Source organism: bacterium (assembly GCA_040755795.1).
Lineage (GTDB): Bacteria > UBA9089 > CG2-30-40-21 > CG2-30-40-21 > SBAY01 > JBFLXS01.
Map to the genome: position 1 here is coordinate 1 of JBFLXS010000438.1, position 3,115 is coordinate 3,115.

6 protein-coding genes are annotated in these 3,115 nt (G+C 33.3%); 2 read left to right on the forward strand and 4 right to left on the reverse strand.

The annotated features are described in order from the left end of the window. Window positions 1-306: 306 nt before the first annotated feature. The 4 genes from AB1414_18005 to AB1414_18020 form a co-directional block, all read right to left on the reverse strand. A complete protein-coding gene (locus AB1414_18005; GenBank protein MEW6609308.1) occupies window positions 307-492 on the reverse strand; it encodes a hypothetical protein in 186 nt (61 codons plus the stop codon). A 17-nt stretch (window positions 493-509) separates the two neighbouring features. Beyond that, window positions 510-680: a hypothetical protein gene (locus AB1414_18010; protein MEW6609309.1), complete on the reverse strand. Its 171-nt coding sequence runs from the start codon at window positions 678-680 to the stop codon at window positions 510-512. Between the two features lie 48 nt (window positions 681-728). After that, complete coding sequence (locus tag AB1414_18015; GenBank protein MEW6609310.1) at window positions 729-1,310, reverse strand: response regulator; 582 nt, start codon at window positions 1,308-1,310, stop codon at window positions 729-731. Window positions 1,311-1,516: 206 nt separating this feature from the next. Continuing rightward, window positions 1,517-1,909 carry a response regulator gene (locus tag AB1414_18020; GenBank protein ID MEW6609311.1) on the reverse strand — a complete coding sequence of 131 codons (393 nt, stop codon included), beginning with the start codon at window positions 1,907-1,909 and terminating at the stop codon, window positions 1,517-1,519. Between the two features lie 339 nt (window positions 1,910-2,248). Between AB1414_18020 and AB1414_18025 the strand changes: the two genes are divergently transcribed. Further along, on the forward strand, window positions 2,249-2,458 hold the full coding sequence (locus AB1414_18025) for a hypothetical protein (protein ID MEW6609312.1): 210 nt from the start codon (window positions 2,249-2,251) through the stop codon (window positions 2,456-2,458). 260 nt (window positions 2,459-2,718) lie between these two features. Next, complete coding sequence (locus AB1414_18030; GenBank protein ID MEW6609313.1) at window positions 2,719-3,003, forward strand: ATP-binding cassette domain-containing protein; 285 nt, start codon at window positions 2,719-2,721, stop codon at window positions 3,001-3,003. Window positions 3,004-3,115 lie beyond the last annotated feature (112 nt).

Consider the following 3,115-nt stretch of genomic DNA (forward strand, 5'->3'; position numbering starts at 1 on the left):
TGAAACCTAACCCCAATGTTTATAATATGTTACATATACCTACCTCACCTCCTAAACACCCCTAAAATCTACCTTCTTACTATTATAACCCCTTGATTTTACTGGAGTTAATAGGTCCAACCCTCTTGGTAATTGGTAACTGGTGAATGGTAATTAGTTACCAGTTACCATTTAACCGATTACTTACTTTATAATTTCGTGAAGCCCTATTAAGATTTTTTATGCCCTATTTAATACTCACCATTATTATATTAAGTATTATTAAAAACATTGATAAACTTAATAACCAAATTGCTGACCTGGTACTCATCTTTTATCATCTCCGTTGGTGATTTGGATGTATATGATTGAACGAATTTTTTCATATTGCTCAATACCGCTATCTACTATTTCTCTAAATCTCCTGGCATAGTTATCAATCCAGTCAAATGGATCTAAGCCAGATTCTTGAATAAGTTTAATCTGAAATGTATTTGCTTGATAAGTACTCATTGTTATCATCTCCTGATTTATTTAGTTTTTTTTGATTTAAGAGTTTCAACTAATTTTGTTTTATCTATAGATGATTCTACTACCCTCTCCGCGTCATATTCTACATAATCAATGTAATAACATTTTCGTGGGATGCCATTAATCTTTTTTACTTTAATATTCAGGTTTATCATACAAAGCTTATCCATTTTAATCATCCCCTTATGTAACAGATGTCAGAAGTCAGATGACAGATGTCAGATTTTAAAGGTATCACTGTTTACTTCTGTCTTCTGTCTTCTATCTTCTATCTTCTGTCTTCTGTCTTCTGTCTTCTGTGTTAATGCCTCTTTTACATTTTGTATTAGTTCATTTAAGTTAATTGGTTTAGTCATAAAGGTATAGATATCTCCGAGTGCAATTTCTGGGTCTTGTTTAAATCCTCTGTATGCGGTGGAAATAATCACTGTCAAATTTTTATCTTCGTTTCTTATTCGTTTAAGGAGTTCCAGTCCATTCATATCTGGCATCTTTATGTCTAAAACTACTAAGTCTGGTCGATAATTTCTAATACACTCTAAAGCCTTTTTACCTGTCTCTGCGGCGTAAACTATATATCCTTCCCGATATAATGTATCCATAAATGCCATACAAATATTATGCTCATCTTCAACTACTAATACTCGCTCAACTGACTTTGTTCCACCATTTAAATTTAATGATTGAACATTAAGGAACTCAGGCATTGTAGCTCCTGGAGGTAATTTTTGCCATACCTCAGAATGTAAATATTCATCATAATGATGTTCATATAAAGTACCATTAACTTGCGTTATCATTTTAATCCACCTCCTTAATGTATTTATCTTTACCCATAAGTTTTACTGGACAATGTTACATTCATTCACAATTCGCAATTCACCATTCACAATTCACGATTTTTTCCCTAAATCTCCTTAAAATGGTGAATGGTGAATTGTCAATTGTGAATTGTGAATTATCACTCTTCATGGTATCCAGTAAAAATTGTGGGACATGATTAGCCTTAATGTAAACTACCCCAAACTTTTGGAGTCATCCTTTCTCCTAATATCTCTGTTACCTTTGCCTTTAACACTTCAATATCAATTGGTTTAGTCATAAAAGATGATACCTTACCTAATGCTATCTCAGGGTCTTTTTCTAAGCCTTTGTATGCACTAACTATTATTATTGGTAATTCCTGATTCACTGTTCGTATCTTCTTTAATACTTCTATCCCATTTATACCTGGCATCTTTATATCCATGACAAGTAAATCGGGCTGATACTCTTCAAATTTTTGTAAAATTTGCTTACCATTTTCTACTTCTAATATTTCAAAGTCTTCACGATTAATGGTTTCTCTTAATGCCCGTCTGATAAGTTTATTATCATCTCCAATTAATATCCTTTTCATTTTATCTTCACCTCCTATTTATTTTTTACTTTCTACTAATATAATAAGCAAAAAGCATGCCAAAGTTTAAAAGGAATTAAGGATTTTTTCTTAACTAATTGATTTAACATAGGTTAGTAAGTAGGAAGGTTAATTATTTTGTAGGGGTATCAAATGGATTATTGGGGAAATTGCTCCTCATGATTTATTGCTATAAATTAAAAATAATCTCTAAGGTATTTATTTATAGGTATTAACAAACTGGGGATTATTTTCCTCACCTTTTATATAAAAAATGCTTGATTTTTAAAGCTAAATCTGATATACTAATGTCATGGAAAGTTAAAAAGAGGTAAAGAATTGAAACAATCCATAAGGAATAAACGGTTGATATTTACAATACATGCAAAAAAGAGAATGCGGCAGCGGAAGGTCAATCGAAGTCAAGTAGAAGAGACTATATTTGACCCAGATGAGCCATATCAACTGGGAGAATTAGAGGAAGAAATTGCAATAAGAAGGTTTGGAAACAGAGAGATTTGGGTTATATTTGAAGAGACAAAAAGGTAACCGTTCAGGGTGTAACGAAGGAGAAATGGAGAAATTAGGGAAAAGGGGAAAAAGTATTCTTATTTTAGTAAGAAAATCATATTATTTAGAATGTCATTGACAACTGATGAAACCTTCTGCTACCTAATTCCACTACCACTCTCCTTTCTCCCCATTTCCCCTTTTCTCCTTATGGACACCTGAACGCTTACAAAAAACTTACCCTGCTGGACAATCTCTTAGTTACCTTCAAGGATGGTTCAGAAAACCCTTTTAAAGCTATCTTTGGGAGAAAAAATGGCAGGGAGAAAAAGAAGAGGGAAATAGGGATGCAATGGCTTGACTTTATGGGACTTGCGGAGATGAAGGATACATTAGCAGAGAATCTATCCTGGGGTCAGCAGAAACTTCTGAGTCTGGCAAGGCTATTATGCGGCAACTTTGATTTATTGCTTATTGATGAACCCGTAAGCGGGGTTAATCCCAATATAATAGATACTATCTTGGAAAAAATAAAGGAACTTAAAGGATTGGGTAAAACAATTATCGTGCTAGTGTCGTGTTGAACAAATAACGCACGGAATTTGATTCTGGTAACTGGTGATTGGTAACTGGTAATTAAATACCGTTCGGCTGAGGTAATCGGTCAGTTATTGGTGGGAGAAAGGCATAAAGATT